The organism is Synechococcus sp. CB0101, assembly GCF_000179235.2.
GTDB lineage: Bacteria > Cyanobacteriota > Cyanobacteriia > PCC-6307 > Cyanobiaceae > Vulcanococcus.
In genome coordinates this window covers 1,052,692-1,066,877 of the sequence record NZ_CP039373.1, presented here as the reverse complement: position 1 = coordinate 1,066,877, position 14,186 = coordinate 1,052,692, and the positions used below count along the sequence as shown (strand labels likewise).

Here is a 14,186-nt window from a genome sequence, read left to right as displayed (position 1 = left end):
TTTCTTCGCTCCATAGCGCTCAGCTTGCGGTCTTGATCTGAGCTTTCCCCGATTTGCCGCAGGAGGCCCGCAGCCGGGAAACTGGGCCCACCTAGCCGGCGGTTCATGCAGGAGCACAGCGGAGCGGAGCGTGGACGGCCGCCGGAGCAGTGGGGTTCATCCCTGGGGTTTGTGCTGGCCGCGGCGGGCAGTGCCGTGGGGTTGGGCAACCTCTGGGGCTTTGCCTACCGGGCATCCCAGGGCGGCGGTGCGGCCTTTGTGGTGCTCTATGTGCTGATCGTGGCGGTGGTGTGCCTGCCGGTGCTGGTGGCGGAGATGGTGTTGGGCCGCAGCACCGGTCACGCGCCGTTGGTGGCGCCGATCACCGCGGGTGGGCGCCGCTGGGCGCCCCTCGGCTGGCTGTACATCGCTGCCTCGGTGGGAATCCTCAGCTACTACGCCGTGTTGATGGGTTGGACCGGCCGCAGCCTGCTCCATGCGATCACCGCTCCACTGCCAGCGGATATGGCGGCGGCTGAGAGCTTCTTCGGTGCCATCAGCAGCGGCGGGGATGCGGTGCTCGGGCACCTGTTCAGCCTCGCGCTCACGGGTTTGGTGGTGGTGGCCGGCATCCGCTCCGGCATTGAGCGCCTGTCGCGCTGGGGTATGCCGCTGCTCCTGGTGGTGCTGCTGGCGCTGCTGCTTTGGGCTGCTGCCCTTCCCGGCGCTCAGGAGGGCTACGCCAGCTTCCTGCTGCGTTGGGATGCCAGCAAACTCACCGACCTCACCACCATCCGCAACGCCTTCACCCAGGCCTTCTTCTCAATCGGGGCGGGCATTGGTTGCATCCTGGCTTACGCGGCCTATCTGGATCGCCGCAGCGGCATCCCCGGTGAAGCGGTGGCTGTGGTGGGGATGGACACCGCTGTGGGGCTGATGGCGGGCTGCGTCACCTTCCCGATCGTGGCCAGCTTTGGCCTGGCGGATGTGGTGAGCGGCAGCACCGTGGGCACCCTGTTTATCGCCCTGCCAACGGGCCTGGGTTCACTGGGGGTGGCGGGCCGTGTGGTGGCCGCGGCCTTTTTTGCGTTGGCCTATGTGGCCGCGATCACGTCGTCGGTGTCGCTGTTGGAGGTGCCGGTGAGCTCGCTGATGGATCGCCTCGGCTGGAGCCGCCGCCGGGCGGTGTGGCTGATGGTGGCCGTGATCGCCGTGATCGGCTTGCCCGCGGCCCTGGATGTGGCCGTTCTCGAAAAGATGGATGCCGTGTTTGGCGGTGTGTGCCTGATCGCTGGCGGTCTGCTGATGGCCCTGTTGATGGGCTGGCGTGCGCCGGATCGCTTCAGCGCCGATCTGCAGGGTTCCGGCACTTCGCCTCGTTTGCTGAAGCTGCTGCGGTGGGGGCTGCGCTGGGTGTCGGTGCCGGTGATCAGCCTGGGGCTCGTGGTGTCGGTGGTGGATCTGGTGAAGAGCTGGTCGGCCGGCTGAGGGCCAGCAGCGCTTAACTGGCCCCAGCAGACAGGCCTCCCCCATGGCGCTCGGACCACAGTGGTTGCAGCGTTTCAACTTCATCGAGCGCGCCAGGCTTGAGCGCGAGCTCTGGGATGCCTTCGAGCGCGGTGAAGTGATCGAGCAGCTGGTGGAGCAGTGCCAGCCTGGTTTCCGCAAGGAGGTGTGGAGCACCACCGCCCAGCGCATCCGCAAGATCGAGCAGATGATGAAGGATCAGCAGGCGCCCAAGGGCTGACTTAGCCGCGCAGCCACTCGGTGACGCCGCCGGGTTTGTCGATCAGCTCGATGCCTTGAGCTTTGAGCGCCTCGCGGATGGAATCGGCTGCTGCGAAATCACGGGCCGCTTTGGCTGCTTTGCGCGCTTCGATCTGGGATTCGATGTCAGCGTCGCTGAGGCCAGTGGCAGCAGCGTTCGCTCCGCTTGGCTGGGCGGCATCAGGTGCTTCATGACGCAGCCCCAGCACCCCGGCCAGCTCCTGCAGCAAGGCGGCTTGAGCGGCCAGTTCCGGTGTGGAGGCTTCGCTGCGGGCGCTGGCATCGCCGCGCTCCAGCCGGTTGGCCAGGGAGCGCAGCGGCTTCGCCAGTTCGAACAGCACCGCAAGGGCTGCGGAGGTGTTGAGGTCGTCGTTCATGGCCGCGGCGAAGCGCTCGCGGGCCGCAGCGAGGGCACTCGGCAACTCGGTTGCGCGGTTCGACGCAGCGCCAATCTCGCCGGCCAGGCCCAGGGCGGCGTTGAGGCCCTTCCAGCCGGTGGCCGCGGCGTCGAGGGCTTCGGCGGTGAAGTCGAGCGGTTTGCGGTAGTGGGCCTGCAGGGTGAACAGGCGCAGCGTCATCGGCGAGACGCCAGAATCCAGCAGGGCGCGGATGGTGGTGAAGTTGCCGAGCGATTTGCTCATCTTCTGGCCGCCCACATTCACCATGCCGTTGTGCAGCCAGTAATGGGCCAGCTCCTTGCCGGTGGCCGCTTCCGATTGGGCGATCTCATTCTCGTGGTGGGGAAACACCAGATCAGCCCCACCCAGGTGAATGTCGATCGTGTCGCCCAGCTCCTCGCGCACCATCGCTGAGCATTCGATGTGCCAGCCCGGCCGGCCGGCGCCCCAAGGGGAGGGGAAGCTGGGCTCGCCTGGCTTGGTGCCCTTCCAGAGGGCGAAATCAAAGGGGTGCTGCTTGCGGGCTTCTTCCTCGGAGGCCACGCGGCCGGCGGCGTTGTCTTTCTGTTGCTCCAGATCGCGGCCGCTGAGCTTGCCGTAGCCGGCGTGTTTCATCACGGCGAAATACACATCGCCATCGGCGGAGTAGGCGGCGCCTTTGGCCTCCAGCTCGCTGATCAGCGCCCGGATCGCATCAAGGCTGCGGGTGGCCCGCGGCATGCGGTCGGCGGGAAGGATGTTGAGCCGGGCCATATCCGCCACGAAGGCCTCGATGTTGCGCTCGCTCACTGCCTCCATCGAGCTGCCTTCTTCGGCGGCGCGGTTGAGGATCTTGTCGTCGATGTCGGTGTAGTTCTGCACGAACGTCACCGCGTAGCCGCTCCAGATCAGGTAGCGGCGCAGCACGTCCCAAGCGATGTAGCTGCGGGCATGGCCCAGGTGGCAGAGGTCGTAGACCGTGACGCCGCAGCAGTAGATGCTCACCTTGCCGGGCTCGATCGGCCGGAACTCCTCAACGCGGCGGGTGAGGGTGTTGGTGAGCTTGAGGGTCATCGAGTTGTCGCTTACTTGGCTTCCATCCAGTTGGGGCCGACGCCCGTTTCCACCAGCAGGGGAACGGACAGCTCAACCGCGCGCTCCATGGTTTCACGCGTGAGGGTGCGCACGGCTTCGAGGGCCTCCGGAGCGGCCTCGAGCACCAGTTCGTCGTGCACCTGCAGCAGCAGCCGTGCGGGCAGGCCGCTGGCCGCGAGCTGGTGGTGGAGCTGCACCATCGCCAGCTTGATGATGTCGGCACTGGAGCCCTGGATCGGGGCGTTGGCGGCGGCGCGCAGCTGCTGCGCTTCCATGCCGCCGCGGCGGGCGATGTCTAGATCGATCTCGAGTGGGTCTTTGCCCAGATGCCGGCCCAGGCCGCTCGGGTCAAACGCAAACGGGCGGCGGCGCCCCAGGATCGTTTCCACGTAGCCACGGCTCAGGGCCAGGCGCTCCTGCAGCTCAAGGAAGGCGAACACCTTCGGGTAGCGCTGCTTGTACTTGCTGAGGAATTCCTTGGCCTGGGTCTGGCTGACGCCGGTTTCGCGGGCGAAGCGCTGGGCGCCCATGCCGTAGATCACCCCGAAGTTGATCGTTTTGCCCAGACGGCGCTCATCGGCGCTCACCTCGTCTTTCTCCAGCAGCAGCCGGGCGGTGAGGGCGTGCACGTCGTCGCCCTGTTGGTAAGCCTGCACCAGCACCTCTTCGCCGGAGAGGTGGGCCAGGATCCGCAGCTCGATCTGGGAGTAGTCGGCGCTGATCAGCTGCCAGCCGGCTTCGGGCAGGAAGGCCTTGCGGATCCGGCGCGAGAACTCGGTGCGGATGGGGATGTTCTGCAGGTTGGGGTTGCTGCTGGAGAGGCGCCCCGTGGCCGTCACGGCTTGGTTGAAATCGGTATGCACCCGGCCGGTCTCGGGCTCCATCAGCGCCGGCAGCGCGTCCACATAGGTGCTCTTGAGCTTGCTGAGGGTGCGGTGCTCGAGCACCAGCGACACCACCGGGTGGGCGTCTTCCAGTTTTTCGAGCACGGCGGCATCGGTGCTCCAGCCGGTTTTGGTTTTGCGGGACTTCTTGCGATCGAGGCCGAGGGTGTCGAACAGCAGCTCGCCCAGTTGCTTGGGGGAGGCGAGGTTGAAATCGGTTCCGGCGGCGGCCTTGGCGTCGGCCTCAAGGCGCTGCAGGGTTTGCCCCAGTTCGCTGCTCAGTTCCGCCAGGTAAGCGGTGTCGATGCGGATGCCGGTGGCTTCCATGAGCGCCAGCACCGGCTCGAGCGGCAGCTCCACCCGATCGAGCAGCTGGGGCAGTTGCGGCCCGAGCTCCTCCAGCTGCGCGCGCAACAGCGGTGCAAGCCGCCGGGTCACGTGCACATCCATGCCGCAGTAGAGGGCGGCCTGCTCGATCGGCACCGCTGAGAAATCGGCGCCCTTGGGCACCAGTTCGCTGTAGCTGGTGGGCAGGAAGCCGAAGTTGCGCTGGGCCAGCAGCTCCAGGCCGTGCTTGGCGTTGGCATCGCGCAGGTAATCGGCCAGAAGCGTGTCCATCACCACGCCCTCCAGGGGCAGGCCATGGCGCAGCAGGATCAGCCGGTCGTATTTGGCGTTCTGCAGCGCCTTGGGGTGCTGGGCGCTGCCGAGCCAGGGGGCCAGGGCGGTGAGCACCTGATCGAGGGGAAGCTGCGCGGGCGGCGGACTGAGCAGATCGGGCGTCTCGCCGCTGCTGCCCACGCGGTGACCGATGGGGATGTAGGCGAGGTCAGCTGGCCCTTCTCCCCAGGCCACGCCCACCCCCACCAGTTCGGCGCGGAAGGGGTTGAGGCTGGTGGTTTCCGTGTCGAGCGCCACTGGGGCGGCAACGTCGGTGCAGGCCATCAGGCGCTGCATCAAGGCGGCCAGCGCTTCTGGGCTGGTGATCAGCTCGGGTTGCAGCTCGGGTGGCGCAGCATCCAGCGACGACGGTTGGGCTGATGCGCGGGCTGGGGAGGAGCTTGCTGCGCTCGGAGCCGCTGTGCCCGCAGCACTGTCCGGGTCTGGATATCCAGGGATATCCGCCTTTGGAGAGCGTCCCGAGGTTCCCTGCCCCCCGCTCTCTGCCTCCGCCAGGGATTCGGGCGGTTCCGCCGAGAACACCTGCGCGAACTGGTTCACCAGGCGGCGCAGGCTGAACAGCTCCAGCTCTTCCAGGCTTTCAGCCAGGGCTTCAGCGTTCACGGCCCCTAGGGGCAGGCGCGGGTCCTGAGGGAGGGGGATGTCCACCAGGATTTTGGCGAGCATCCGCGAGCGATAAGCGCTGTCGCGGTCGGCTTCGAGCTTGCCCAGCAGGGCTCCTTTCAGCACGCCCTTGGGGTCTTTGGCTTTCGGGCCGGCGGCCTGCAGTTCGGCCAAAGCCGTGTAGACGCCATCGAGGTCGGTGTGGGCCTGCAGCAGGTTGATGGCGGTCTTGGGGCCAACGCCCTTCACGCCGGGGATGTTGTCGCTGCTGTCGCCCGTGAGGGCCTTCAGGTCCACCACTTCTTCAGGGGTGACGCCGAGCTTGCTGATCACGCCCTCGCGGCGGATCTCAACCGGCCCGCTGCTTTTGGCGTAGGGACCTCCACCCATGTAGAGCACGGCGATGTCGCGCTGATCGTCCACAAGCTGGAAGAGATCGCGGTCGCCGGAGAGGATGCGCACCCGCCAGCCGTCATTGGCGGCGCGGTTGGCCAGGGTGCCGAGCACGTCGTCGGCTTCGTAGCCGGGGGCCATGCAGAGCGGAATATCCAGCGCCTGCTGGAGGATCTGCTGCAGGTTTCCCAGATCCTGGAAGAAGTGCTCGGGGGCCTCATCGCGGTGGGCCTTGTAGGCCTCATCCGCTTCATGGCGGAAGGTGGGTTCAGCGGTGTCGAAGGCGATCACCACCCCCTGCGGGACCAGGCCTTTGCAGTTGTCGAGCAGAGCCTTGAGGAAGCCGTAGGTCACCGAGGTGGGTACCCCTTCCTTGGTGCTCAGGCCGCCTTCCCCTCCTTTGCTGAAGGCGTAGAAGCTGCGGAAGGCCAGTGAGTGGCCATCCACCAGCAGCAGCAGGGGTTTGGTGCTGGTGGAGTTGGCCGCCGCCACACTGAGTCGCCCGAATCGGCTCAGCCTGCCAGATGTGCCGCGGCGATTTGCACAACAGCTTCTGCTGTGGTCAGTGCTTCCTTGCTGTCGTTCGCGTCAAACAAATCAATGGGGGCCTCGTCTCCGTGGGGATAACGGGTCTCGCTGCTCATCCTGCTCAAGGGTTTGAGACGCAGAGAACGGATGGCGGCGGTATCGAGGTCGTGTTGCTCCAGAACCTCAACCAAGCGCTCCAAGGCATGGCTGTGAGGCGGTGTAATCCCGATGGCCACAACCAAAGCCTTCAAGGCCTTTTCGGCCGCTTGCCCTGCGAAATAGCAGGCCTGCGCATGAAAACCCTCCGACTCCATGCAACGGCCAGCCTTGAGATCGCTCGTGGCTTGACGGATCCAAGCCTCTGATCGCGGTGTCATGGCCGGCAGAGTTGCAGGGCTTCTTGGCCGATCGCGCGCCAGTACGGATCGTCTCCGTTCTTCAGCTGCTGCCAGCGATCGGTGCTGAGAGCGAGGACATCGTCACCAATGCAGGCACCTTGCAGGGCATCTGCCAGTGCAGCGGCGGCTGCCTTCGAGGGAGCAACCGCGAGCAAATCGATGTCTGAATAGGCATCCCAGTCGCCCCGAGCTAAGGAGCCAAACAGCCAGACCTCTGATCCAGGGTGATAGGGAACAATCGCGCCAACTTGTTGGCGCAGCTGGTCGAGCCTGCTGCTCCGTAGGCGCTCGCGGATGGCGGCAAGGCTGGCCATGGCATCAGGCTAGATGGAATCTTTTCAACGCAGGTGGCTGCGATCGCTCTGCCACACACCCGCTTTGGGGCGCAGTTCAGCCCCTGCGGCCTCTACCGCTGGACGCTTCATCGCGCCTGGGATCCGGCCCGGCCGCGGCTGCTGTTCATCGGCTTGAACCCCTCGCGGGCGGATGCGGAGCGCAACGATCCCACTCTCCGCCGGCTCACTGGTTTTGCCCAGACCTGGGGCTTTGGCTGCCTGGAGGTGGTGAATCTGTTTGGTCGCTGTTCGGCCAGCCCCGCGGTGCTGCGCCGCTGCAGCGATCCGATTGGCCCTGACAACGATCATTGGCTCAGGCAGGGCCTGGCGCGGCTCCAGCCCCAGGCTGGCGATGCTCTGTGGCTGGGTTGGGGCAATGGTGGCGTCTGGAGGCAGCGGGATCAGCAGGTGCTGGCCCTCCTGGCGGCGAAGCTTCCGGCCGATCTGCCGCTGTGGGCGATCGGGCTCACCGCCAGCGGGCAGCCCCGTCATCCGCTTTATGCCCCAGCTGCTGCACAACCCTTGCTGCTGCAGCATCCTGGGGCTGTGCTTCGGCTCGCTACTCGCTGATGGCCCGGACCCCCAGTCGCTACGCCATTCATCTGATGCTGGCCGGTGGGCACACCCAGGTGGTGCACTTCCCCAGCCTCGATGCCTTTCAGCAGTGGTACGGCACCGTGCTGAACGCTGGCCCTGCCGACGCCTTCATCAACGTGCCGATCACTGAGCTGCCCGGGGAGTATCTGGTGGTGCGACCCAGCGCCGTGCAGGGCATCAGGGTGGAACCCATCTACGGCGCCCTGGATGACGACGAATACTGAGTTGATCTGGGGCGCCTCCTTCTTCTCCGGCTCCCTCGCTCAGCTGATCGCCCGCTTCAGCGGCCTGCCCTCGGTGGTGCTGCTGCTAGCCCTGGGACTGCTGGTGGGGGAAGCCGGCTTCGATCTGGTGCAGCCGGAGGCGCTGGGGCAGGGGTTGGAACCCTTGGTGGGTCTGCTGGTGAGCCTGGTGCTGTTCGATGGCGGCCTGAAGCTTCGCTTGGCGGGGCGGGAACTGCAGCGCACCGTGATTCAGCTGGTGCTCGTGCGCGGTGGCCTTGGCCTGGTGGGCGGTGCGGCCCTTGCCCATGCGTTCGCCGGTTTGAGCTGGCCGCTGGCCTGGGTGTTCGGGGCCATCGCTCTCGCCACGGGCCCCACCGTGATTTCGCCGATGGTGCGCCAGATGCGGTTGATTCCCAGCCTGGCCCATGTGCTCGAGGCGGAGGGGCTGATCCTGGAGCCGGTGGCGGCGGTGTTGGCGCTGCTGCTCCTGCAGCTGGCCCTCGGTGATCTGCCCGGTTGGCAGGAAGTGGCGGGATTGCTGTTGCTGCGCCTCGGCGGTGGAGCCCTGTTGGGGGCCCTGGCCGGTGGCCTGCTGGTGCTGCTGCTGGAGCGCTTGCCGGAGGATGCCGATGCGCTGCGGCTGCAGCTCTCCCTGGGGGTGCTGTTTTTGCTGGTGGCTGGCAGCCAGTTCTTGCTGCCGGAGGCGGGTTTTCCCGCCGCAGTGATCGCCGGTGTGGTGGTGGGCTTGCGGCTGGATCAACAGGCCAGCCAGCTCGATGACCTGATTTTTCAGCTGGCGCAGCTGGCGATCACCGTGTTGTTTCCGCTGCTGGCATCCGACGTTGCGTGGAACGAGCTGAGCCCACTGGGATGGGGCGGCGTGGGGTGTGTGGCTGCGCTGATGCTGTTCCGCTTTGGGGTGCTTCAGGTGGCTGGGCTGGGCATTCCCTCGCTGATCTGGCGCGACAAGCTGCTGCTCAGCTGGGTGGCACCGCGCGGGATCGTCACCGCGGCGGTGGCCAGCCTGTTTGCGCTCAAGCTCGATGCCGCTGGCATCAGCGGAGGTGGTGCGTTGAAGGGCCTCGTGTTCCTCACGATCCTGATGACCGTGACCCTCCCGGGTTTCACATCCCCATGGTTAGCCGAGCGGCTGGGCCTTGTGGCCTCAGAGACTCCGCTCGATCCGGCCGCGTGCCTCGCCGCTGGGCTGGAGCAGCAACCAGGTGGTGATCAGGTCGGGGCCCTGCAGGCTTCCGAGTAGGGCGGCGCGCAGGGTTTTCATCAACACCCCTTTCTTCACGCCAGCGGCGGCCACCGCTTCGCCCAGCAACGCCTGCGCAGCATCTGCGGTGAGCGGGCCTTGGGGCAGGCGCTCCAGCAGCGCTGCCAGGGCAGGGCGCGCCCCATCGCTGGCCAGCTGTTGTTGAGCCGCTTCGTTCAGCTCGGGCCGCTCGAAGAAGGGGCGGGCCTGCTCAATGCCGTCCTGCAGGGTCACCAGGGAGGGTCCGATCAGGGCGGAGAGCTCCTGCAGCCAGGCGGGATCAGCGTTGGTGTTGTCCCATCCCTGGGCGCTCCACAGGGGCAGCAGGTCGGCGAGCAGTTGCTCGGGGCCGCGTTCGTGCAGCACCTGGCTGTTGAGCCAGTTGAGCTTGTCCCAGTCGAAGCGGGCGCCGGCTTTGTTCACCCGATCTAAAGAGAACACGCCTGCGGCGTCGGCGAGGCTGAAGCGTTCGCCCATGCCATCCGGCGGCGACCAGCCCAGCAGGGTCATGTAGTTGGCCAGGGCATCGGCTGTGTAGCCCTGGTTGCGGAAGTCGCTCACGGAGGTGACGCCATCGCGCTTGGAGAGCTTTTTGCCCTCCTTGTTGAGGATCAGCGGCGTGTGGGCAAACACCGGTGCCGGGGCACCGAGGGCTTCGTAGAGCAGCAGCTGCTTGGCGGTGTTGGCGATGTGGTCTTCGCCGCGGATCACGTGGGTGATCGCCATGGCGGCGTCGTCCACCACCACCACCAGGTTGTAGAGGGGATCACCGATCTGGTCGGCGGGCGCCCGGCGGGCGATCACCATGTCGCCACCGAGATCGGCGCCGCTCCAGCGCATCTCGCCCCGCACCAGATCGGTCCAGGTGATCACGGCGTTGTCGTCGATCTGGAAGCGGATCGTGGCTTCGCGCCCTTCGGCGATGAAGGCCTGCTCCTGCTCGGGACTGAGATCGCGGTGGCGGTTGTCGTAGCGGGGAGCGCGGTTCTCGGCGGCCTGCTGCTCACGCATTTCGGTGAGTTCGGCTTCGCTGGCGTAGCAGCGGTAGGCGCGGCCGCTGTCGAGCAACTGCTGAATGGCGGCGCGATGTTCGGCGATGCGCTCGCTCTGCACCACCGGCTCGCTATCCCAGTTCAGACCCAGCCAATGCAGGCCTTCGAGGATGTTGGCGGTGTACTCCGGCTTGCTCCGTTCCTTGTCGGTGTCTTCGATGCGGAGCAGGAACTGGCCGCCTTGATGGCGGGCGAACAGCCAGTTGAATACCGCCGTGCGGGCCGTGCCGATGTGGAGCGTGCCGGTGGGGCTGGGGGCGAGACGCACACGCACCGCCGCTCCAGTTGCCACCACTGGCTTTGTCCTCAGATGAAATGGAACGGGACTGACGGGGCTCGAACCCGCAACTTCCGCCGTGACAGGGCGGTGCTCTAACCGATTGAACTACAGTCCCATGAGTGCTCTAAGAGCTCTCCCAGACTGGGATTTTGGCCCGCGTCTGTGTCGCGTCGGCGACCTCAAAAGTATCCGTTGCCGACCTGCCCTCCGTCAACTGGCTGACGTGAGTTGGGTTGCTGGATGCTGAACCGATGGCTGGCTGATGCATCCAGCCATCAAAAAAGCCCGCCAACTGGCGGGCTGAAGAGTGCAGAGCGATGGCTGCACGTCAGGGGCGGAAGCCTGCGGGCTCGATCAAACGCACTTGATTGCCGCGTGCCGTGAATTCACGACCTTGATCGCTTTGCACGACCACACGACCACCCGATTTCACGCGGATCACCCGGGCACGAACCCAGCCCAAAGCGGCTGATTCGAGAACCTTGACGACATCACCGGGCTGTAGATCCAACTCCATGTCCGGAACGTAGAAACTGCAGGGAGGGAACACCGAACGCGCCGTGGAGGACTTGAACCCCCGACATCAGGTTTTGGAGACCTGCGTTCTACCAACTGAACTAACGGCGCAGGGCCGATGTTCCCTCAGCCGGATGATCCTGGTTTGCACCGAATCATCCGGCGGGCCGATCAACAAAGGATGGCCAGGAGCTGAGGGCTGAAGCCGATCAGCGATCGAAGCGCTGCTTGACGCGGGTGGCTTTGCCCACTCGGTCGCGCAGGTAAAAGAGCTTCGCTCGACGCACCTTACCGCGGCGCTCCACCTTGATGGAAGCCACTTGAGGGCTGTGAATCAGAAAGACACGCTCAACGCCAACACCTTGGAAGATGCGGCGCACAGTGATGGTCTCGTTGAGGCCACCGTGACGCTTGGCGATCACCACCCCCTCGTAGGGCTGGATGCGCTCTTTGTTGCCCTCGGTGATGCGCACACCCACGCGCACGGTGTCACCCACGTAGATGTCGGGGTGATCCTTGGCCTGGGCGGCGATCTGCTCTTCTTCGAAGGCGCGGATCAACGCGCTGGCGCTCAGCTTGCCCACGCTCACCTTGGCGGCGGGCTTTTCGGCTACTGCAACGTTGCTCTCAGCAGCGGCGTTGGCCTCGGTGCTGGTGGTTTCGCTGGTGGTGTCTTTGATGTCGTCAGTCATGTCCTTGGATTCCGCTGCCATCCAGCTCCGAAAAACGCCTGGCCAAACAACCAGTGTACTGGCTCAGGGTGCAGGGGGTCCTGCCGGCCTCTGAGGGGCCCAGCGTCGCACCAGCATCCAGCCACCGCTGCCCAGCATCCACAGCAGCCCAAGGCCATTGAGCAGCACATAGATCGGTTCCGCCCAATGCCCGAGCCATTCGCCTTCGTGCAGCACCATCAGCCAGTGCACCTGGTCTCGGCCGAGGCCTGCCCAGTCTTTGAGCAGCCGATAGGCCATGCCGCTGAGCACGGTGAGCAGTAAGGGGGCCAGCACCACAGGGGCCAGCGCGGCATGCCAGCGGCGCAGTTGAACCAACGGCGGGCTCATGGCGGGGATCGGCCGAGCTGAGGTTCCAGGTTCTAACTTGAATGGAAGGGCCCGTAACGCCGAGATGAACCTGTTCGCCGAACTGCTCGCCGCTACGCAGAAGTCCGCTGATGGGGGCGCGGCGCCGGCACCGTCGGTGGTGACGCAAACCGGGCCGCGCATTCAGAAGAGTCGTCGCGGCGTGGAGGTGAAGAGCGCCCGCGAGATCGAAACCATGCGCCAGGCCAGCCGCATCGTGGCCACGGTGTTGCGCGAAGTCATCGAGATGGCGGCTCCGGGTATGACCACCGGCGATCTCGATGCGCATGCCGAAAAGCGCATCCGTGAGATGGGCGCTGTGCCCAGCTTCAAGGGGTATCACGGTTTCCCCGCCAGCATCTGCGCCTCGATCAACAACGAAGTGGTGCATGGCATTCCCAGCAACAAACGCCTGATCAAGGCCGGCGATCTGGTGAAGATCGATACCGGTGCCTATTTCGACGGCTATCACGGCGATAGCTGCGTGACCCTGTGCGTGGGTGAAGGGGTGCCCGAGCAAGCCCGCACCCTCTCGCGCGTCGCCCAGGAATCGTTGATGAAGGGTCTGGCCACCGTGAAGGCGGGCAGCACCTTGTTTGAGCTGGCCGGCGCCGTGCAAGACCACGTGGAGGCCCATGGTTTTGCCGTGGTGGAGGACTACACGGGCCACGGCGTGGGCCGCAACCTGCACGAGGAGCCTTCGGTGTTCAACTACCGCACCCGCGAGCTGCCCAACATGAAGTTGCGGGCTGGGATGACCCTGGCTGTGGAGCCGATCCTCAATGCCGGCAGCAAGGCCTGCCGCACCCTGAAAGACCGCTGGACGGTGGTGACCGTGGACGGCAGCTTGTCGGCTCAGTGGGAGCACACCATCGCTGTCACCAGCGACGGCTGCGAGATCCTGACCGATCGCGATTTCTGAGGCGACCGCCGGCGCGGTTCAAGCCTCTGAGCCCTTGCTGGTGGCTCGGAAGTAGAGCCAGCGGCCCATGGTGGCTACAGGCATCAGCACGTAGGTGAGGGGATTGGGGGTGACGATCACCAGCCCCCAGTTCCAGCCCACCTGCCGCAAAATCTCCCGCGCCACAAAGGCGGGGCTCATCAGCCCGATCGGGTTCAGCGCTGAGCGGAATGGGCCCAGCACCAGCCGGCGCAGGCGCAGCCGGGGGCTGGCCAGATCGAGGCTGCGCAGGCTGAGCAGCTGCCCCTGCAGGCGCTTGCTGATCTCGTAGAGAGGGCTTACGGCTGCCTGGATCTCAGCCTCCGAGGTGTTCATCCAGAGCTCTCGAGCCCGGGCCTCAGGCGGATCGCTGTTGGCGATGGCGGCAAACAACTCCAGCAGCCGCCAACTGCTCAGGGCATTCACCTCCAGCGAACGCCAGACGGCGTCAGCGCTGCGGTTGCCATGGCTGTTGAAGCCATGGTTGATCACGAGCACATCACAACGCTCCAGCACAGGCTTGAGGGCCTGCTCGTCTCCGCAGCGCCAGGGCACCTGTTCGAGCGGTAGCGCCTGGCCATCGGCGCTGGTGAGTGTCAGCGGTTGATCGCTGCTGGTGAGGGCCACCAGTGCAGCCCCCTGCTGGTGCAGTGCCAGCAGCAGGGCGCTGCCGAGGCTGCCGCTGGCACCGGTCACGGCCACGGTGCGTCCGGCAAAAGGCTGGGCTGACATCGGCAATGGGCGTTGGCGTCAGCTTGCGGCATCCTCAAAGCAGTTGGAGTGGAGCGGATGTCGGCGGCGCTGGTGGCCCTGTTCGCCCCCTATTGCCAGGGGGCAACGGAACCCTCCGCTCTCGAAGCCGGTCTGCAGCTGCTGGCGCGCGGCCATCTCCACGGTCAGCGCCCGCTGCGGCCGGAAGGCCAGCGGCCGTTTGAGCTGCAGTGGCAGCCGGGCGTGGCACCGCTGGAGGCCGCTCAGGTGCAGCTTTCGGTGCAGGGCCAGGGCCTTGAGCAGCCGGCGACCTACAGCTTTGAGCTGCCCACCCATCGCTTGCTGCAGTGGTTGATGGCCTGGCAGGCAGCGGGCGGGGCGTCGGGCCAGCCTGCGGATTTCCCGGAGCCGTTCTGGCAGTGGTTGATTCTTGGGCTCGATTCCCAGGCTTTGCAGGCCTAGATTCGCCGCACCAGCTTTCGCCTC

General features: G+C 65.9%; 16 protein-coding genes and 2 tRNA genes. 7 read left to right on the top strand and 11 right to left on the bottom strand.

Annotated elements, in window-relative coordinates; translation table 11 throughout:
* The first annotated feature begins 105 nt into the window (after positions 1-105).
* Positions 106-1,467: a sodium-dependent transporter gene (locus tag CB0101_RS05775; protein WP_010310400.1), complete on the top strand. Its 1,362-nt coding sequence runs from the start codon at positions 106-108 to the stop codon at positions 1,465-1,467.
* A gap of 43 nt (positions 1,468-1,510) precedes the next feature.
* Positions 1,511-1,726, top strand: coding sequence for a hypothetical protein (locus CB0101_RS05770; protein ID WP_010310398.1), 216 nt, complete (start codon positions 1,511-1,513; stop codon positions 1,724-1,726).
* A gap of 1 nt (position 1,727) precedes the next feature.
* Here the strand turns inward: CB0101_RS05770 and cysS are convergent, their stop codons facing one another.
* Genes cysS through CB0101_RS05750 form a run of 4 tightly spaced genes read right to left on the bottom strand, consistent with a single transcriptional unit; the run spans position 1,728 to position 7,019 of the window.
* A complete protein-coding gene (gene cysS, locus CB0101_RS05765; RefSeq protein ID WP_010310397.1) occupies positions 1,728-3,197 on the bottom strand; it encodes a cysteine--tRNA ligase in 1,470 nt (489 codons plus the stop codon).
* Between the two features lie 11 nt (positions 3,198-3,208).
* Positions 3,209-6,271: a DNA polymerase I gene (polA, locus tag CB0101_RS05760; protein ID WP_010310395.1), complete on the bottom strand. Its 3,063-nt coding sequence runs from the start codon at positions 6,269-6,271 to the stop codon at positions 3,209-3,211.
* A 20-nt stretch (positions 6,272-6,291) separates the two neighbouring features.
* On the bottom strand, positions 6,292-6,684 hold the full coding sequence (locus CB0101_RS05755; protein WP_010310393.1) for a HEPN domain-containing protein: 393 nt from the start codon (positions 6,682-6,684) through the stop codon (positions 6,292-6,294).
* On the bottom strand, positions 6,681-7,019 hold the full coding sequence (locus tag CB0101_RS05750) for a nucleotidyltransferase family protein (RefSeq protein WP_010310392.1): 339 nt from the start codon (positions 7,017-7,019) through the stop codon (positions 6,681-6,683). The genes CB0101_RS05755 and CB0101_RS05750 overlap by 4 nt, the downstream gene beginning before the upstream one ends.
* Positions 7,020-7,052: 33 nt before the next feature.
* On the opposite strand from CB0101_RS05750, the gene CB0101_RS05745 reads away from it, so the two are divergent.
* Genes CB0101_RS05745 through CB0101_RS05735 form a run of 3 tightly spaced genes read left to right on the top strand, consistent with a single transcriptional unit; the run spans position 7,053 to position 9,122 of the window.
* Complete coding sequence (locus CB0101_RS05745) at positions 7,053-7,610, top strand: DUF1643 domain-containing protein (protein ID WP_010310384.1); 558 nt, start codon at positions 7,053-7,055, stop codon at positions 7,608-7,610.
* Positions 7,610-7,861, top strand: coding sequence for a hypothetical protein (locus CB0101_RS05740; RefSeq protein ID WP_010310382.1), 252 nt, complete (start codon positions 7,610-7,612; stop codon positions 7,859-7,861). Before CB0101_RS05745 ends, CB0101_RS05740 begins: the two co-directional genes overlap by 1 nt.
* Positions 7,845-9,122 (top strand): cation:proton antiporter, encoded by a 1,278-nt coding sequence (locus tag CB0101_RS05735; protein WP_043717901.1) that lies wholly within the window; start codon positions 7,845-7,847, stop codon positions 9,120-9,122. The genes CB0101_RS05740 and CB0101_RS05735 overlap by 17 nt, the downstream gene beginning before the upstream one ends.
* Here CB0101_RS05735 and gltX read toward each other — a convergent pair.
* The 6 genes from gltX to CB0101_RS05705 all read right to left on the bottom strand — a co-directional run bounded on the left by gltX (position 9,027) and on the right by CB0101_RS05705 (position 12,031).
* On the bottom strand, positions 9,027-10,469 hold the full coding sequence (gltX, locus tag CB0101_RS05730; protein ID WP_136643999.1) for a glutamate--tRNA ligase: 1,443 nt from the start codon (positions 10,467-10,469) through the stop codon (positions 9,027-9,029). The genes CB0101_RS05735 and gltX overlap by 96 nt on opposite strands.
* A 26-nt stretch (positions 10,470-10,495) precedes the next feature.
* Positions 10,496-10,569 (bottom strand) — tRNA-Asp (locus CB0101_RS05725).
* Positions 10,570-10,782: 213 nt separating this feature from the next.
* A complete protein-coding gene (locus CB0101_RS05720; RefSeq protein ID WP_006043540.1) occupies positions 10,783-10,971 on the bottom strand; it encodes a hyperconserved protein Hcp in 189 nt (62 codons plus the stop codon).
* A gap of 37 nt (positions 10,972-11,008) precedes the next feature.
* Positions 11,009-11,081, bottom strand: a tRNA-Trp gene (locus CB0101_RS05715).
* Positions 11,082-11,179: 98 nt separating this feature from the next.
* Positions 11,180-11,683 (bottom strand): 50S ribosomal protein L19, encoded by a 504-nt coding sequence (gene rplS, locus CB0101_RS05710; RefSeq protein ID WP_136643998.1) that lies wholly within the window; start codon positions 11,681-11,683, stop codon positions 11,180-11,182.
* 42 nt (positions 11,684-11,725) lie between these two features.
* On the bottom strand, positions 11,726-12,031 hold the full coding sequence (locus CB0101_RS05705; protein WP_010310335.1) for a hypothetical protein: 306 nt from the start codon (positions 12,029-12,031) through the stop codon (positions 11,726-11,728).
* Between the two features lie 64 nt (positions 12,032-12,095).
* Here CB0101_RS05705 and map point away from each other — a divergent pair, with 64 nt between their 5' ends.
* Positions 12,096-12,971 (top strand): type I methionyl aminopeptidase, encoded by an 876-nt coding sequence (gene map, locus CB0101_RS05700; protein ID WP_010310334.1) that lies wholly within the window; start codon positions 12,096-12,098, stop codon positions 12,969-12,971.
* Between the two features lie 18 nt (positions 12,972-12,989).
* Here map and CB0101_RS05695 read toward each other — a convergent pair whose 3' ends face one another.
* Positions 12,990-13,721: an NAD-dependent epimerase/dehydratase family protein gene (locus CB0101_RS05695; RefSeq protein ID WP_010310332.1), complete on the bottom strand. Its 732-nt coding sequence runs from the start codon at positions 13,719-13,721 to the stop codon at positions 12,990-12,992.
* Between the two features lie 57 nt (positions 13,722-13,778).
* On the opposite strand from CB0101_RS05695, the gene ebsA reads away from it, so the two are divergent.
* A complete protein-coding gene (ebsA, locus tag CB0101_RS05690; protein ID WP_010310324.1) occupies positions 13,779-14,162 on the top strand; it encodes a type IV pilus biogenesis protein EbsA in 384 nt (127 codons plus the stop codon).
* Positions 14,163-14,186 lie beyond the last annotated feature (24 nt).